The sequence below is a fragment of the Shimia sp. R9_3 genome, from assembly GCF_017743755.1.
Taxonomy (GTDB): domain Bacteria; phylum Pseudomonadota; class Alphaproteobacteria; order Rhodobacterales; family Rhodobacteraceae; genus Shimia.
This window is the reverse complement of record NZ_JAGHRP010000002.1, coordinates 683154-695917: the sequence shown is the minus strand read 5'-3', so window position 1 is coordinate 695917 and position 12764 is coordinate 683154. Positions and strand designations below refer to the sequence as shown.

General features: G+C 57.3%; 15 protein-coding genes and 1 tRNA gene. 11 read left to right on the top strand and 5 right to left on the bottom strand.

Annotation, left to right across the window (positions count from 1 at the left end; translation table 11 throughout):
• Positions 1-144: 144 nt before the first annotated feature.
• From hisA to J7412_RS07855, 3 genes are all read left to right on the top strand, one after another.
• Positions 145-867, top strand: a complete 723-nt coding sequence (hisA, locus tag J7412_RS07865; protein ID WP_209060597.1) for a 1-(5-phosphoribosyl)-5-[(5-phosphoribosylamino)methylideneamino]imidazole-4-carboxamide isomerase — start codon at positions 145-147, stop codon at positions 865-867.
• Positions 864-1166 (top strand): hypothetical protein, encoded by a 303-nt coding sequence (locus J7412_RS07860; RefSeq protein ID WP_209078139.1) that lies wholly within the window; start codon positions 864-866, stop codon positions 1164-1166. The genes hisA and J7412_RS07860 overlap by 4 nt, the downstream gene beginning before the upstream one ends.
• Positions 1167-1238: 72 nt before the next feature.
• On the top strand, positions 1239-1715 hold the full coding sequence (locus J7412_RS07855; RefSeq protein WP_209078138.1) for a DUF2867 domain-containing protein: 477 nt from the start codon (positions 1239-1241) through the stop codon (positions 1713-1715).
• A gap of 21 nt (positions 1716-1736) precedes the next feature.
• On the opposite strand, the gene J7412_RS07850 is transcribed toward J7412_RS07855, so the two are convergent.
• Entirely contained in the window at positions 1737-2183 is a 447-nt protein-coding gene (locus J7412_RS07850) for a DUF302 domain-containing protein (protein WP_209078137.1), read from the bottom strand.
• Positions 2184-2326: 143 nt separating this feature from the next.
• Between J7412_RS07850 and hisF the strand changes: the two genes are divergently transcribed.
• From hisF to J7412_RS07830, 4 genes are all read left to right on the top strand, one after another.
• Positions 2327-3124: an imidazole glycerol phosphate synthase subunit HisF gene (gene hisF, locus J7412_RS07845; RefSeq protein WP_209078136.1), complete on the top strand. Its 798-nt coding sequence runs from the start codon at positions 2327-2329 to the stop codon at positions 3122-3124.
• Positions 3121-3438: a phosphoribosyl-ATP diphosphatase gene (locus J7412_RS07840; RefSeq protein WP_209078135.1), complete on the top strand. Its 318-nt coding sequence runs from the start codon at positions 3121-3123 to the stop codon at positions 3436-3438. Before hisF ends, J7412_RS07840 begins: the two co-directional genes overlap by 4 nt.
• A 67-nt stretch (positions 3439-3505) precedes the next feature.
• The gene (locus tag J7412_RS07835; protein ID WP_209078134.1) at positions 3506-4045 is read left to right on the top strand and encodes a hypothetical protein; all 540 of its coding nucleotides are present in this window, start codon (positions 3506-3508) and stop codon (positions 4043-4045) included.
• Positions 4046-4143: 98 nt separating this feature from the next.
• Positions 4144-5886: an ATP-binding protein gene (locus J7412_RS07830; RefSeq protein ID WP_209078133.1), complete on the top strand. Its 1743-nt coding sequence runs from the start codon at positions 4144-4146 to the stop codon at positions 5884-5886.
• Between the two features lie 21 nt (positions 5887-5907).
• On the opposite strand, the gene J7412_RS07825 is transcribed toward J7412_RS07830, so the two are convergent.
• The 3 genes from J7412_RS07825 to rlmB all read right to left on the bottom strand — a co-directional run bounded on the left by J7412_RS07825 (position 5908) and on the right by rlmB (position 7989).
• Positions 5908-6375: a CoA-binding protein gene (locus J7412_RS07825; RefSeq protein WP_209078132.1), complete on the bottom strand. Its 468-nt coding sequence runs from the start codon at positions 6373-6375 to the stop codon at positions 5908-5910.
• A 368-nt stretch (positions 6376-6743) separates the two neighbouring features.
• On the bottom strand, positions 6744-7028 hold the full coding sequence (locus J7412_RS07820; protein ID WP_348540481.1) for a hypothetical protein: 285 nt from the start codon (positions 7026-7028) through the stop codon (positions 6744-6746).
• A gap of 169 nt (positions 7029-7197) precedes the next feature.
• Complete coding sequence (gene rlmB, locus J7412_RS07815; RefSeq protein ID WP_209078131.1) at positions 7198-7989, bottom strand: 23S rRNA (guanosine(2251)-2'-O)-methyltransferase RlmB; 792 nt, start codon at positions 7987-7989, stop codon at positions 7198-7200.
• A 140-nt stretch (positions 7990-8129) separates the two neighbouring features.
• On the opposite strand from rlmB, the gene J7412_RS07810 reads away from it, so the two are divergent.
• The 4 genes from J7412_RS07810 to J7412_RS07800 all read left to right on the top strand — a co-directional run bounded on the left by J7412_RS07810 (position 8130) and on the right by J7412_RS07800 (position 11856).
• Positions 8130-8213 (top strand) — tRNA-Tyr (locus J7412_RS07810).
• A 268-nt stretch (positions 8214-8481) separates the two neighbouring features.
• Positions 8482-9918, top strand: a complete 1437-nt coding sequence (locus tag J7412_RS07805) for a site-specific integrase (protein ID WP_209078130.1) — start codon at positions 8482-8484, stop codon at positions 9916-9918.
• A 286-nt stretch (positions 9919-10204) separates the two neighbouring features.
• Positions 10205-10339 carry a hypothetical protein gene (locus J7412_RS22015; protein ID WP_280637721.1) on the top strand — a complete coding sequence of 45 codons (135 nt, stop codon included), beginning with the start codon at positions 10205-10207 and terminating at the stop codon, positions 10337-10339.
• Positions 10340-10515: 176 nt separating this feature from the next.
• Positions 10516-11856 (top strand): hypothetical protein, encoded by a 1341-nt coding sequence (locus tag J7412_RS07800; protein WP_209078129.1) that lies wholly within the window; start codon positions 10516-10518, stop codon positions 11854-11856.
• A 60-nt stretch (positions 11857-11916) separates the two neighbouring features.
• On the opposite strand, the gene J7412_RS07795 is transcribed toward J7412_RS07800, so the two are convergent.
• Positions 11917-12591: a recombinase family protein gene (locus tag J7412_RS07795; RefSeq protein ID WP_209078128.1), complete on the bottom strand. Its 675-nt coding sequence runs from the start codon at positions 12589-12591 to the stop codon at positions 11917-11919.
• Between the last annotated feature and the right edge of the window lie 173 nt (positions 12592-12764).

Sequence of the window (12764 nt, the reverse complement as noted above, 5' to 3'; positions counted from 1 at the left end):
CAAAGACTGCGCGAGCGGGCGATTCCGATCAACACTGACTTTGGGTCACGCGGCGGTATTGACCAAGCCCAGCCGCGTTGCAATTTGAGCAAGACCGTGCCACACGCTTGGCCAACAATCACTCAGACAAAACAGGGCCCGCTTATGATCCTCTACCCGGCCATCGACCTCAAAGACGGCAATGCCGTGCGCCTGCTGCATGGCGACATGGACAAAGAGACCGTGTTCAACGAAAACCCCGCCGCGCAGGCGATGGAGTTTGTCAACGCGGGCTGTGAATGGCTGCATCTGGTGGATCTGAACGGCGCCTTTGCCGGGGAGCCGGTGAATGCCGCGCCGGTGGAAGAGATCCTGAAGCAGACCAATGTGCCGGCTCAGCTGGGCGGCGGCATCCGCGATATGGCCACCATCGCGCGCTGGATCGACAAAGGCCTGAGCCGCGTGATCCTGGGCACCGTGGCGGTTGAGAACCCCGATCTGGTGCGCGAAGCGGCCAAGGAGTTCCCTGGCAAAGTGGCTGTGGGCATTGATGCGCGCAACGGCAAAGTGGCGACCAAAGGCTGGGCGGAAGAGACCGACGTGATGGTCACCGATCTGGCCAAATCCTTTGAAGACGCAGGTGTGGCGGCGATCATCTACACCGACATCATGCGCGATGGCGCAATGAAAGGCCCCAATGTGGAGGCCACCGCAGCGCTTGCGCAGGCTGTTTCGATCCCTGTGATTGCCTCTGGTGGTGTGAGCTCACTGGAAGACCTGCAGGCGCTTAAGGACTGTGGTGCCGCGCTGAACGGGGCGATTTCGGGCCGGGCGCTCTATGACGGGGCGATTGATCTGGCTGAGGCGCTGAAAGTCCTGAAGGCATGAGCCTGCGCCGCCGGATCTTTTATGGGGGGCTGGGCCTGATATTGGTCCTCTCCCTGATCCCGGCGGCATATGTGTATTGGGCCCAAAGCACGGCGGAAAAACACGGCTGTGACTTTGGGCTGGCGCTCCAGCAGAACGGCTGCTGGGTGGATGGCGTCAATATCGCCAGCCAGCTTAACGCGGCCTACTCCAAGGCGGGGCTTGTTGTGCTGACGCTGCCGATCGGATTTGTGGCCATGCTGGCCCTGATCCTGATGATTGCCGCCGACCTGAGACGCCGCGCAGCCCCCAAGGCGTGACGATTGGTCCTCTGGCTTCGAAGCTCCCGCACTCCCAGATTTTGAGGTGAGGCGACGAAAAGGAGCTGCAAAATGTTGGGCGTATTCACCAAAGTCAGCGCAGCGCAGCTGCCAGCGGACAGTCTGCTGCAGAGTCGCGTGGCAGAGGACGATTTTCTGGATTGTTACCGCGCAAAATGCGCCCTGCCCGCACGTGTGGCGGCGGATGAAGTCACGCGTTTTCCAGACTGGGCGCAGATGTTGGTGGCGCTGCGCAATAAGCTGGTGGCACCGCTGGGCCTCAAAGGCCCATCAGATGTCGAGGACGCCCATGCGAGTGTAGATCATGTTGGCATTTTCCCGATTGAGGCGCAGACAGATCAGGAGGTGATCGCCGGGTTCAACGATCACCATCTGGATTTCCGTGTGTCGATCTACAGCACGGGAGAGCATGTCTATCTGTCAACATGGGTGCATCGGCACAACCTGACAGGCCGCCTGTATCTGGCAACGATCATGCCTTTTCACGTGCTGATCATACGAGATGCGCTTCGTCGGGTCGCGGGCTGACGCCCGCAGCCCCCAAAGGCGTTACTCGCCCGCCGCTGCGGCGGTCAGTTTGGCCAGAGCGCCGCGCATTGTGGCGATAAAGGCGGCATCCTCGGCAATATCCAGACCCGCGAACATCTGCGCCGGGTCCTCATAGGTCAGATGGACCTGCCCTTGTGCGTCCTCATAGGCCAGCACTTTGAGCGGCAGGAACAGCCCGGCCTTGATGTCTGCCTGCATGGCGGGGGTGCCAATCTTCGGATTGCCGAAAATCAGCAGCTCCGCATCAGAAAGCTCTGCGCCCACTTTGGCAGCCCCGCCTGCGTGGTCCACACGCGCAAAGACTTTGGCACCGGCGTTTTCCACGGCAGCGGCCAGCGCATCAACAGTCTGTGCGACAGATTTGTTGGACGGGACAGACAAAAGCTCCGCTTGGGCCGGAAGGGTGGAAGACAAGGCAATGGCTCCTGCAATGAGAATATTTTTCATGGTGATCTGCTCCAAAAATGAGATCGTGGGATCAGTCACGACATCATAGCGCGATTTGCCAATCACGTTTTCTCGATAAGCGGAAAAACCGCGCTCTTGGCGTCCCGCGGATAAGCGGGTATGAGGGCGCAAAGAGGTGCCCAATGCTAAAAACCCGCATCATTCCCTGTCTGGATGTCGCTGATGGCCGCGTGGTCAAAGGTGTGAACTTTGTTGGCCTGCGCGATGCGGGGGATCCGGTGGAGGCCGCGCGCGCCTATGATGCCGCTGGCGCGGATGAAATCTGCTTTCTGGACATCCACGCCACCCATGACAACCGGGGCGTGATGATCGACATGGTGCAGCGCTGTGCCGAGCAATGCTTTGTGCCGCTGACCGTGGGTGGCGGCGTGCGCACCGTGGCCGATGTGCGGCGGCTGTTGCTGGCGGGGGCGGATAAGGTGAGCTTCAACTCCGCTGCTGTCGCCAACCCGGATGTGATCGCTGAAGCCTCAGCGCAGTTTGGCAGCCAGTGCATTGTGTGTGCAATTGATGCCAAGACCATTGGCCATGATGAGAACGGCGTGCCGAACAAATGGGGTATCTTCACCCATGGCGGTCGCAAAGCCGCGCTGGATCAGGACGGCAACCCAATTGACGCGGTGGAATTTGCCAAGCTGGTGGTGGCCAAAGGCGCAGGGGAAATCCTGCTGACCTCGATGGATCGTGATGGCACCAAGGCGGGCTTCAACCTGCCGCTGACCAAAGCCATCAGCGATGCGGTCAACGTGCCGGTGATTGCGTCGGGCGGCGTGGGCAATCTGGACCATCTGGTGGAAGGCGTGACCAAAGGCGGCGCAAGCGCGGTGCTGGCCGCATCGATTTTCCACTTTGGCGAATACACCGTGCAGGAAGCCAAGCAATATATGCATGACGCCGGTATCCCGATGAGGCTGACATGAGTGTTCTGAACGATCTTGCGGCCACCATTGCCGAACGCGCCAAAGCGGACCCGGACAGCAGCTGGACGGCCAAGCTTTTGGCCAAAGGGCCGGAGAAATGCGCCGAGAAGTTTGGCGAAGAAGCCATTGAGGCGGTGATCGAAGCCGTTAAGGGCGACCGCGAGAAGCTGACCTATGAGGCGGCGGATGTGCTGTTTCACCTGCTGGTGATGCTGGAGGCGCGGGATGTGGCGTTGGAGGATGTGCTGGCGGAGCTGGCGCGGCGGCAAGGCATGAGCGGCATTGCCGAAAAAGCGGCGCGCACCAAAGCGTGATACGGGCCGCAATTGCCAAGTCCGGAGGGTTCCTATAGGTGGCCAACTGGTATTTGAGGCAGGCGGTATGACACGTTTGGGATTGGTGATTTGGGGGCTTATTGCGGCCCTGTTTCTGACAGCATGTGGCGTGCCCCAAGAGGCGCTGAAGCCAAATCCCGCAGGGCTGGCACGGGAAATCCTCTCGCTTAATGCTGATGTGGACCTCGATGAGGCCAACCGCGTGGCACGCATCGCCTATGAATACCCGCTGGAGCTGCGCGTGGCCTATAACGTCACCGACGGCCCTCTGATTCACAACACCAAAGTCAATCAAGGGCTTAGGCCGCGTGGCCTATGCTGGCACTGGGCCGATGACCTTGAGGCGCGCCTACGTCAGGAAGACCTGCAAAGTCTGACGCTGCACCGCGCCATCGCCAATCATGATAATATTCGCATCGAACACAGCACGGTCATTGTGAGTGCAAAGGGCGACAGCATGCGCGAGGGCATCGTGCTCGACCCCTGGCGGTATGGCGGATACCTATATTGGGCGTCGGTTCTGGAAGATGAGCGTTACGTCTGGGAAGAACGCAACAAAGTCTTTGCCGCCAAGGGCCTCAGATAGATAATTCACGCATTTTGGAACAGAGTTCCACTATATGTATTCAGCAGGCTTTAACGCTTGCTGGGTTACAGCGGCAGTGATCACGAGTACGATTGAGCATGACCAAACCACTCAAGGCGATTTCAAGCGCATTCCTTGCCTACTTTTGGCCGGAGATGGCGGTCGACGACAATTTCGACCACGCCCGGACACGCCTGGTCTGTGTCTTTTCCCTGATTGTGGGGACAATCGGCCTGCTGCACAGCATTCCGGTCTACTATATCTCTGACACGCTGCCCGATCATGGGGTCCTGATTTCCAACCTGTTTTGCCTGACCTATTTCACCGTGCCCGCGATCTGGCACCGGACCCATAACCTGCGCTTGGCTGCCTTTGTGCTGGTGGCGATTTTCTGGGTCCACATGGAATACCTGCTGATCGCGGATCGCTCTGACATCTGGCGGCGGGAGCTGTTTCTGATCGGGCCGCCCATTATCCTGCTCATCCTTGTGGGACGTTTCAGCGCGCGCATTGCAACGGCACTGATGGTGGCAAATTTTCTGGTGCTGTCGATTGTGTTTGATGCCTTCCCTGTAGAAGGCACATTGGCGATGACCGCAGCGCTTTGCACATTGATGGCAGGGTTGTCGATGTATTTTACCGAGGTGAACAAAAAAGAGGTCCACCTCAAAGAGCTGCGCGATGAGGCGCAGCTGGCGGATGCGCAGAAATCTGAGTTTCTGGCCAAGATGAGCCATGAAATCCGCACCCCTCTCAATGGGTTAAGTGGCGTTCTTCAGCTGCTCGACGAAACGGATTTGACCCCGGAACAGAAAGAGCTGGTGCAGATAGGGCGCAGCTCAGGGCGGAACCTGATGGGGCTGATCAACGGTGTGCTGGATTATTCCAAGATTGCTGCGGATGGCATCACCATTGAGCAGATCCCCTTTGCGCGCGATGCGCTGTTGACCACGGCGGTTCAGTCTCAGCAGGCGGCGGCCACGGCGGCGGGCCTTGAGCTCAAAGTCTATCAGGACCCGCGCCTGCCAAGCTGCCTGCGCGGGGATCCGGTGCGGCTCAATCAGGTGATCACCAATCTGCTGAGCAATGCGATCAAATTCTCCAAGGAGGGCGACATTCGCTGCGAGATGATCCGGGATGGGGATTTTGTCAGGGTCTCGGTTACAGACCGGGGCATTGGCCTCACCGAAGAGGCGCAAACCCGGGTGTTCAACAAGTTTGAGCAAGCCAGCACCGCCACCAGCCGCGAGTTTGGCGGCACGGGGTTGGGCCTTGCGATCTGTAAAGAGCTGGTGGAGCTGCTGGGCGGCCGGATTGGCGTGAACAGCACGCCATTGCTGGGCAGCACCTTCTGGTTCACCTTCCCGCTGATCGAAGCAGAGACACAGGAAAGCGAGCCTGCGCTCCCCGTGGGTGACGTAGTTGAGCCCTCAGCCACTGATTTTGCCGGCACCCATGTGCTGGTGGTGGAAGACAACAAGACCAACCAGCTGATCGTGCGCCGATTTCTGGAGAGCATGCAGATCACCATGGATGTGGTCGATGATGGCCGCCCTGCTCTGCAGCTCTGCGCGACGCGGCGCTACGATCTGATCCTGATGGACATCCAGCTTCTGGATATGGACGGTGTGGAAGTGGCAGCGATCCTGCGCAGCGGCCCCGGTCCCAACCAGCGCACGCCAATTGTGGCGCTGTCAGCCAACATCCTGCCCGAACAGACCAACGCCTATCTGAAGGCGGGTATGAATGCCTGTCTGGGCAAACCATATCGCAAAGATGAGCTGGTGAAAGTCATGGCCCGTCTGCTGGACCGCAGCAATACGGACGTCAGCGCGGCTTGATCACAGCCCCCGTTTCAACGGCTAAAGTTTGGACGAAATCACACCAGTGGCAAAGCCGCCCATGCGCAGCTCGCCAAAGAGGCGCTGATATTCGATCTTGGGGCAACGGTTTTGAATGACATCAATCCCCTGTGCCTCTGCCTTGGCTGCGGCTTCGGCATGTTCCACACCGATCTGCATCCAGATCGTTTTGAGCGTCGGCAACTGGGCAAGCGCCTGATCGACAATCGGCGGCACCGCTTCTGAGCGGCGGAAGATATCCACCATGTCCACTGGCGCTGAAATTTCGGACAAATCAGCCACCACTGTTTCGCCAAAGAGCGTTTTGCCCGCATGGCCCGGATTGACCGGAATGACCCGATAGCCCTTCAGCGACAGATACCGCGCCACATAGTAGCTGGGCCGCACCGTATTCATGGAGACGCCGACAACGGCGATCACCTTGCTGCGTTTGAGAATCTTGCGGAGAAAATCGTCTGTGTCGCTCATGGAGGCAGGCTAGTGCACCTGTGTGAGACTTGAAACGCTTATTCGCAACGCCGCGCTTAAAGCGGGTTAACTCAAATGGGCGCGGACGAGTTCAGGCGTCAGACAAAAAAACGCCCAAGGGGGGACCTTGGGCGCAGGTTCGGAACGAGGGACAGTGAAGCGAAACACAGCGGCTCCGATGGCTGTGTTTCCTGTTACTCTACATAAGATCGCAGAACTGGATGTGAAGAGATGATCAGATTCATGTGAAGATAGCGTTACCAAAACCTTTACAATTGCACCTATGGCGCGGCGGAACTGAGCGGATTTGTTGGGCCATAACAGCGGCCTATCTTCAGGTGCAGAAGCTGGCGCGGCGATACCGTAGCTCAATCAAAGATGTCTTCAATCACATCAAACGCCTCTTTCAAAAACCAACCCACCGTGGATTTCTTTTTGCGCTTTGGGCGTTTCTTATTCTTTGGCGGCTTGCTGGCCGATTTTGCGTTGTAGGCAGCATAGTCGGGCGATTTGGCTTTAAGCCGCTTCTCGCCCTTGTCTTTGCTTCTGGGCGCTGCCTCCTGCACTGCGCTCACGCGCAGGTGTTTGAGATCATGCAGAGGCGCGCCGCAATTGGAACAGGCGAGCTCGTGGCGGGCATCGCCGCGCAGCACAAGGGCCGCGCGGGTGCCGCAATAACAGCAAGTGGCGATTTTGGATGCGTGTGCGATGAGCCCCTCCTCCGCGTTCTGGCGTTTCTGCCTCTACCTAAGCACTGCGCCGCGCCCTTGGGAGCCTCCGGCGGGGATATTTTTGGCAAGAGGAAGAGGCATCGCGCCGCGCTCAACTTTGTGCGCTTTGCGGCTGTGAGGCATAAAGCGCGACAGCCGCAGCGTTGGAGACATTGAGCGAGCCAAACGCCCCGGCAAAATTGATTTTCACCAGTTGGTCCACGGTCTCTTTGGTTTTCTGCCGCAGGCCCGGGCCTTCTGCACCCAAGACCAGCGCGATGGGCATGTCGCGTTTGCTCTCAAGCGCATGTTCAATGGTGTGCTCCGCCTCGCCGTCCATGCCCAGCACCAGATAGCCCATGTTCTGCAGGGCCGTGATGGTGTCCGCCAGATTGCGCTCGCGCAGATACGGCTGGCGTTCCAGTGCCCCGCTGGCGGTTTTTGCCAGTGCGCCGGTTTCCGGTGCGGAGTGGTGACGGGTGCCAATCACGGCCAGCGCGCCAAACACTTCGGCAGAGCGCAGAATCGCACCCACATTATGGGGGTCGGTCACCCGGTCGAGCAGAATCAGCCGCTGCGGACGGTCATCAGAGGCGATCGCCACATCAGCAAGGCGACCCCAGTTGAGCGGTTTCACCTCAAGCGCGGCGCCCTGATGCACTGATTGCGGATCAATCGGGGCTTTGAATTTACGCGGATCGACCACTTCGGGCGTGATGCCGGAAGCGGCGATGACCTCGGCCAGTTTATCCGCCGCATTTTTGGTCACGATCAGGCGCAATTTTTCCCGCGCGGGATTCGCCAGTGCGTCCCGCACCGCGTGCAAACCGAACAACCAGACGGTTTCTGACGCCTCTTTGCGCTTGGCCTGTTCTTTTTCCACGACCCACTTGGGTTTTTTCATCGCTCTGCACCTTCAAAATAAGAGGGTTTCACCAATGGGCAAAAGAAGCGCCTCACGCAACCACTTTTCTGGTTGACGCCCCCCGCGCATCACAGTAATCACCCCCTCACACCAACGAGGCCAGCGCGCCTCAGGAGAGTGGGCGACAGGCCGCAAGGTGTGGCAGGGGACTGTAACTCCCTCGCGGAGACGCACGCTTGGTTCGATTCCAAGGTCGCCCACCACTTTCCATCTTATCAGTGACTTAGCATATGCTTTGACCCAGTGCGCCGCACAGGTGAGACACATATGCGTCCTGCAAGTTACCTCAGCACGTCCCGTCACGGCGTCTTTTACCTCCGCCTTCCAATCCCCCGTTCCGCCCATCCGGAGCGTCGTAGGACCGATCTCAAGGTCTCTTTGGCGACCCGCGAACCAAGAGTGGCCGCGACGCTTTCCCGCCTCCTCACGGTCTCTGGACAATCCGCTCTGGCTGCGGCATCCGCTCGCGGCATGCGCTATGATGAAATCCGACACCACGTCCAAGAATATCTGAAAGTCGCCCTCTCAAACTTCAGGGAAGGCATTGGTCAAGATGGGCCAATGGAGGGGCTGCACCTTACCGCGCTGCAGAATAGCCAGTGGGCTTCAGAGATGCCGTTTGAGGAGTGGTGTGACACCATCGGTGCCGAAGGGGCTGAGCGCGCTCTGAGGTCGCTCTGTGAAGCCCGGGACCTTGAACCCGATCTTACTGAGAAGACACGAACACTCATGTTGAAGGAGTTGCACAAGATGTGGCGCGCCTTCACTTCTCAGGCTGTGGCCCACAATCAGTCTTTTGACGACCTACAGACCGAAGCCCTGCCCTCAACCAATGTGGCGGCTGCGCCTACTCCTACAGCCTCGACACCAGCGACAATCCCGGCTGAACCTTTCTGGGACGTGGTGGATCGCTACATGCGGGAGAAAGATCGCTCACAAGAATGGGCTGCAAAGACGCGCTCCGAAAAAATCGAAGCCCTCAACCTGCTGGCTGAGCTCACCGACAGCAAGCCTCTGGCAAGTCTGACCAAGGCTGACGCACGTGACATCAAAGACATCCTGCAAAGGATGCCCAAGAACCGCAGCAAGAACCCTCAGACACGCGGTAAGCCCGTCAGGGACATCTTGGACCTGAAAGGTATTGAGACGCCCACGGCGCGTACGGTGAACGTCTACATCGGCCATTACCAATCCCTTCTCGGCTGGGCGAAACTGAATGGCTACGTTGAGGATAATGTGTTTGATGGCTTACGCTTGAAGCTGAAGAGCGCGACCTCAGAGCCCGCGAGAAAAGCCTTCAGCGATGATCAACTGAGCCGCCTGCACCATCATCTTACCATCAACCCAGACGGGCTTGTGAAAAAGCCAGAACATAAGTGGGTGACGTTGGTGGCGATGTACACAGGTGCGCGGCTCAACGAAGTTGCTCAACTGGACGTGTCCGATGTCAAAGACCTAGGCGGGATAGCCTGTATCGACATCACAACTGAAGGTAGCCCCAACAAGCGCCTCAAGAACGCATCGTCCAAACGTGTCATACCTATCCATGCCGATCTGATAGCTTTGGGTTTCTTGGAGTTCGTTGAGCAACTCCGTGCCCGAGGTACAGTGCGTCTTTTTCCAGCACTCTCCTATTGCCCAAAGAATGGCTATGGGCGCAACGTTGGGAGATGGTTCGGCGATAGCTTCCTGCCGCGTCTTGGGATCGACGATGAAGCTTTAGTGTTCCACAGCCTTCGGCACACCATGAATACCCAGCTTGCCCGCAAGAATGTTCCCGAGCAGCTTCAGAAAGCCATTCTTGGTCACAAGCAGAACGGCATGACGTATGACACTTATTTCACCGCTGGGTTTCTGCCCGATCAGTTATATCCGGAGGTCAATAAGTTCCGAGTTGTACCGGATTAGTATAATCCACTCTATTAATCCGGTTATGAGCTAACTGTATGATACCACAGCAACCCAAGGAGCACTGTCCAACATAAACGCCTCAGGTATTCTTTAGCCCTAATGGCTAGAAGTATTCCCTGTATATTCAAACACATGAAATTCATTATTATATATTAATATCAATATTTTAAGCAGTAAAGCTCACTTGCTGGATTTTCAAATAGGTATCTTCATGCGATAGCATTTTTTAGACCTAAGTATTTATACTAGCTGAGACAGATACCGGGCGCAGAGGATTGATCATATGGGGATTGGCCACCCCGGACTGCAGCCATTGACGCGCCCCGGAGCGCCGCTCAGAGGCTCTGTCGGCAAGCCTGAGGCCAAGGCAGTCTCTGAGGCTCTGAACATGCTCTCAGGCGCTTCTATGGTGCCCTAGCTTCCCCCTGCGAAATGGGCTTCCGGGTTTCCCCCAAAAAGCCCAAGTGCCAGCCCCGCAGCCGGAATACCTCCCCAAGCGTCAAGGCGACGCATCACCCGCACATTCCCCTAAAGGTTGACAGAGTTGACGGCTAGAGCGTTGAATACCTGCATTTCTTCCAAGTGGAATTTGTCATGCCCAATACTGATCTCCCCGAAAATGTCGTACAAGGCGACCAAGCTCGGCTCTTTCCTGTTCTCGCAACCACGTCGAAAGAAGGGCGCACCACGGCCATAGTGCTTTCCTGCCTGAGTTTGGTGCGGGAGTTTGGCGCGACGCTGCTTGGCGGAGTTGGACAAAAGCTGGGCACAAGGGCCAAGGTCAGCACTTACACAGAAGTCGTTTTTAAGAGCCAGACAGGCAAGTCGGGTGATAGACCAGACGGCCTCATCGTTGTCAAAGTCGGCTCGCGAGAGTGGAAGGCTTTGGTAGAAGCCAAGGTTGGAAACTCAGATCTCGATGCTGATCAGATAGAACGCTATCGGACTTTGGCAAAAGAGAATGGCATCGACTGCGTCATCACCATATCAAACCAATTCGCAACCTCTCCTGATGCTCACCCCATTGAGGACGTGCGGAAGAGCCGCTCTAAGATACCTGTCTACCATTGGTCTTGGATGCATGTCCTCACCACTGCCGATCTGCTGTTGAATACAGAAGGCATCGATGACGACGACCAGACATTCTTGCTGCATGAGCTTCACCGCTTCCTGAGCCATGAGAGTGCAGGCGTCAAAGGGTTCGATAAGATGCCGAAGGCTTGGACAGAGCTCAACAGGCTTGTCTCCAGCGGTGGGGTCATTCCCGCACGGTCACCCGAAGCCAAAGAAGTGATCTATGCTTGGCACCAAGAGACGCGAGACCTGACCTTAATATTGAGCCGCATGACGGAGACCATCGTGCTAGAAAAGCTTCCTCGGAAGCACCAGAGCGATCCAGCACTGAGGCAGAAGGATGAGCTCACCGATCTTAAAGATAACTGCCGCTTATCCGTTTCACTCAACGTGCCTGACGCAGCTGCGAATGTGGATGTCACAGCCGACCTTATGCGTCGCACTGTAGAGGTGGGAATGAGCCTGCGCGCCCCGGATGACAAGAAGACCACAAAAGCCCGCGTGAACTGGCTACTACGTCAGATAAAGACAGAGGACACGACAGACCTACATGTGAGATTGTTGTGGCCCGGAGCTAGCGAGCCAACGCAACACCTCGTCTCAGACCTGCGTGAGAATGTGGAACTGTGCAACGAGGGCAAGGAGCATCTCGTTGCTCATGGCTTTCATGTGTTCCACAGCAAGAGGCTCGGTGGACGCTTCACACAGCAGGGCAACTTTATCGCTGACCTTGAAGCCATCGTGCCTGATTTCTACGGCACTGTGGGTTCAGAACTCAAAGCATGGCAACGCCCAGCGCCGCGCATCAAACACTCGGATGACCTACAAGAAACCGGAAGCGCCGGAGAGGCGGCAGAGTGATGCTCTGACCGTGTTCCAACCCCAGACACCCCAGCGGCCTCTGAGCATCTCTGAAGGCGCTCACAGCGGCTCTTGGGGCACTTCCAATCGGTCCAAAGTGCGTTTGATCTGCGACGCCTGCCATCGACCGCCCCGAGCGGTTACAACGCCTGCTGTGTTGAGGTGTTCTGCTATCTCTCTCAATGACTTACCAGCATCGCGCAAAGGTATGATCAGTCCTGCGACCTTCTCTGCCCGGGCTCTTGCGTTGGCCTTGACGGCATCGTTGCGCTTCATGGTCTTGTCTCTCAAACCACCTAGCTTTGTACCGCGTGCTTTTGCCTCCGACAGTGCCGCCTTGGTACGTTCTGAGATGAAGGCGCGCTCTTGCTCTGCCAATGCCGCATAGATGTGAAGCTGAAAGTTGTCGGCGTTGGGCATCTGAGCAACTCGGAAGGTGACCTTCTTGTCTTCCATAAGTGCGGCGATGACAGACACTTTGCGTGACAACCGATCCAACTTACTGACGAGGAGGATGGCTCCGGTCTGTCGCGCCAACGCCAATGCCGCCTCTAGCTCAGGCCTAGTGTTGTCAGCACCGCTGAGGACATCGGTGAAGGTGCCCACCACGTCATAGGGTGCTGGACTGAACCGCTCCAAGTACAGGTCGATGTCGCGCTCTTGGGCATCCAAGCCTAAGCCACTGCGCCCCTGTTCCTTGGTGCTCACCCGCTTGTAGATGATGTATTGCTGCATGACCGCTGGCCCCTACTCTGCCTTTGGAGGTCAAGGTACGCACCGATGTTGCAATCGTCAACGTTGGTTGTGCATGATACACTCAGCAATCTTCATGCAACCGAGTGAAGGGGTATGGGGGCCGTTCGACTGTCGCCTCACATAGATGGGGGCATGAAAAAATTTGTCAAAAA

What these genes read in the sequence shown, in the direction of transcription:
- hisA (WP_209060597.1), top strand. Translation starts at nt 145, where the DNA reads ATGATCCTCTACCCGGCCATCGACCTCAAAGACGGCAATGCCGTGCGC.
- J7412_RS07860 (WP_209078139.1), top strand. Translation starts at nt 864, where the DNA reads ATGAGCCTGCGCCGCCGGATCTTTTATGGGGGGCTGGGCCTGATATTG.
- J7412_RS07855 (WP_209078138.1), top strand. Translation starts at nt 1,239, where the DNA reads ATGTTGGGCGTATTCACCAAAGTCAGCGCAGCGCAGCTGCCAGCGGAC.
- J7412_RS07850 (WP_209078137.1), bottom strand. Translation starts at nt 2,183, where the DNA reads ATGAAAAATATTCTCATTGCAGGAGCCATTGCCTTGTCTTCCACCCTT.
- hisF (WP_209078136.1), top strand. Translation starts at nt 2,327, where the DNA reads ATGCTAAAAACCCGCATCATTCCCTGTCTGGATGTCGCTGATGGCCGC.
- J7412_RS07840 (WP_209078135.1), top strand. Translation starts at nt 3,121, where the DNA reads ATGAGTGTTCTGAACGATCTTGCGGCCACCATTGCCGAACGCGCCAAA.
- J7412_RS07835 (WP_209078134.1), top strand. Translation starts at nt 3,506, where the DNA reads ATGACACGTTTGGGATTGGTGATTTGGGGGCTTATTGCGGCCCTGTTT.
- J7412_RS07830 (WP_209078133.1), top strand. Translation starts at nt 4,144, where the DNA reads ATGACCAAACCACTCAAGGCGATTTCAAGCGCATTCCTTGCCTACTTT.
- J7412_RS07825 (WP_209078132.1), bottom strand. Translation starts at nt 6,375, where the DNA reads ATGAGCGACACAGACGATTTTCTCCGCAAGATTCTCAAACGCAGCAAG.
- rlmB (WP_209078131.1), bottom strand. Translation starts at nt 7,989, where the DNA reads ATGAAAAAACCCAAGTGGGTCGTGGAAAAAGAACAGGCCAAGCGCAAA.
- J7412_RS07805 (WP_209078130.1), top strand. Translation starts at nt 8,482, where the DNA reads ATGCGCTATGATGAAATCCGACACCACGTCCAAGAATATCTGAAAGTC.
- J7412_RS22015 (WP_280637721.1), top strand. Translation starts at nt 10,205, where the DNA reads ATGGGGATTGGCCACCCCGGACTGCAGCCATTGACGCGCCCCGGAGCG.
- J7412_RS07800 (WP_209078129.1), top strand. Translation starts at nt 10,516, where the DNA reads ATGCCCAATACTGATCTCCCCGAAAATGTCGTACAAGGCGACCAAGCT.
- J7412_RS07795 (WP_209078128.1), bottom strand. Translation starts at nt 12,591, where the DNA reads ATGCAGCAATACATCATCTACAAGCGGGTGAGCACCAAGGAACAGGGG.